3 protein-coding genes are annotated in these 2,295 nt (G+C 27.1%); 1 reads left to right on the top strand and 2 read right to left on the bottom strand.

The window, feature by feature from the left end:
• Positions 1 to 445: 445 nt before the first annotated feature.
• A complete protein-coding gene (locus HN894_13245) occupies positions 446 to 916 on the top strand; it encodes a hypothetical protein (GenBank protein ID MBT7144287.1) in 471 nt (156 codons plus the stop codon).
• A gap of 203 nt (positions 917 to 1,119) precedes the next feature.
• On the opposite strand, the gene HN894_13240 is transcribed toward HN894_13245, so the two are convergent.
• Together HN894_13240 and HN894_13235 are read right to left on the bottom strand one after the other, a co-directional pair.
• Positions 1,120 to 1,314 carry a hypothetical protein gene (locus HN894_13240; protein ID MBT7144286.1) on the bottom strand — a complete coding sequence of 65 codons (195 nt, stop codon included), beginning with the start codon at positions 1,312 to 1,314 and terminating at the stop codon, positions 1,120 to 1,122.
• A gap of 71 nt (positions 1,315 to 1,385) precedes the next feature.
• On the bottom strand, positions 1,386 to 2,295 hold a 910-nt coding region (locus tag HN894_13235; GenBank protein ID MBT7144285.1), incomplete at its 5' end, for a T9SS type A sorting domain-containing protein.

Genomic DNA, 2,295 nt, shown 5'->3' with positions numbered 1-2,295 from the left:
TTATAAAATAATTTATTTTTGATGATATTTCTATTTTCTTTCATGCAGTAAATGCTTTTGTATTAGACAAATGAAAAAAATAGAAATATCGCAAAAAGAGATGTTTTTAATTTTGAACTGTTTTCTTAGAGGCACTATATAGAATCAATCAATATGAAGATTTGTTCTATAAAAGACTTGATACTGAAAATTTTATAAAAAACTTAACCCAACTTGCAAATATCTGTCCTAAAAAATAATAATTCAAAAATAATTATTATTAGAATCAACATTTTCACGGGAAATAATCAATTTTTTCTTATTGTAAAATTAGAAATATTAGCCAAAATATTTTTTGAAATCTAATTTCAAATTTTTTTTAAAAAGGATTCATTTTTCAACGGAAAAAACTTAAGTCCGAGTTTTCATTTTTTCATAGTTTTACCACGAATTTATTTTATAATTTATGAAAGCAGCCTCATTAAAAGAAATAAAGTTTGAATTAGCTGGCCTCACACAAAAAGAATTACTGGAAATTTGTTTGAGCCTAACAAAATTCAAGAAGGAAAACAAAGAGTTATTGACCTATCTTTTGTTTGAAGCTTCAAACGAAGCTACTTTTGTAAAAGAAATAAAAATTGAGATTAGTGAGCAATTTTCCGAGATAAATACTACAAGCTATTACTTCATGAAAAAAAGTGTTCGCAAAATTTTACGAAATATCAAAAAGTACGTAAGATATTCGAAGAAAAAACAAACTGAAGTAGAATTGTTGATTTATTTTTGTAAAGAATTAAAAAAAATGAAACCATCTATGAAAAACAATACAGTTCTGTTTAATATTTACCATCGTCAAGTTGATGCAATTCGAAAAGTATTATCTAATTTGCATGAAGATTTGCAATTTGATTATGAAGAGGAGTTGAATGAATTGTAGATTACCTTAATTCGATTTTACTAAAAACAGTACTAAAATCAATAAAATACATACAAAATTCAAAAAAGAAATAAGGGGAATAATAAATATTGTAAATTTCAAGACGTAAGATATTTTAAAACCGCAGTTTACTATTGTAAACAAGGATTTTGAAATTTAGAAACAACGAAGAAATTTGCATTTTTAGAAGTCCCCTAAATAAACTATTCTCCTTCTTCATACCAAACAGTAACAAAAAGTTTTGTATCGTGAAAACTTCCTCCGCTGGCTGATTGTTTAATATCTAATATTTCAATATTTGGGTTATTTTTCAACCAATCGTTAATTTCATTTTCCAAATCAGTCATACACGATCCGTCTTTTTTTGTATTGGCTTTGCCAAAAAGTTTCATTTTCATAATATTTCTTCTTTTAAATTATATGTTTAAATATAGCAATATAGCATGATTCAGCCCCCAATTAGCAAGGATTATTTAATTATAATCTTTGCTCTATAAGGTATGTCATTATAAATTATTTCAATTAGATAAGCTCCAGGATTTACCGCTTTGATATCGATATTTTTCTGATAACCGTCAATTCGATCAACTAAAATAATCTTTCCACTAAGATCGTATAATCTTATTTTAGCATTAATCAGCTTCTCAGATTGAACAATAAAATATTCAGCAGCAGGATTTGGAAATATCTTTACAACATTATTTAAATCATTAATGACTAATATATTAAAATCAATTGTAATTTCAATTGTATCGCTACTTGAACATGAATTCGTGTCTGACACAACTACATAATAATTATAAGTTCCTACTCCAACTATAGGTCCTTCAACTAAATAAGTTTGATTATTAGAACCAGAATCCCATAAATAACTTAAAAATCCGGTACCAGCATCGAGCAATAAAGAATCGGTATTATAAATAGTTGTATCATTTCCCAAATAAACATTTGGTATGGCATTAATGGATAAAGTATTTTCAACAACACTATCACAAAATTGTAGAGTAGATAAAGTGTCAAAATAAACACCTGCATTAGTTTGCCAGCTACCTTCTAAAAACATACTATCGCCCTCACAAATTGAAAGTGCATTTTGAGCAAAGTAATTATCATTTACTGAAAGTGTATATTCAACAATACTATCACAAAATTGAAATGTAGAAAATATGTCGTAATAAACTCCAGCTGTAGTTTGCCAGCTACCTTCTAAAAACATACTATCGCCCTCACAAATTGAAATTGCATTTTGAGCGAAGTAACTATCATTTACTGAAAGTGTATATTCAACAATACTATCACAAAATTGAAATGTAGAAAATATGTCGTAATAAACTCCAGCTGTAGTTTGCCAGCTACCTTCTAAAAACATACTATCGCCC

The organism is Bacteroidota bacterium, from assembly GCA_018692315.1.
Lineage (GTDB): Bacteria > Bacteroidota > Bacteroidia > Bacteroidales > JABHKC01 > JABHKC01.
Note: the sequence above shows the minus strand (reverse complement) of the source record. Positions and strands in the feature narration are given on the sequence as shown.

Coding starts and splice junctions, on each gene's coding strand:
- HN894_13240 (MBT7144286.1), bottom strand. CDS start 1,314: ATGAAAATGAAACTTTTTGGCAAAGCCAATACAAAAAAAGACGGATCG.
- HN894_13245 (MBT7144287.1), top strand. CDS start 446: ATGAAAGCAGCCTCATTAAAAGAAATAAAGTTTGAATTAGCTGGCCTC.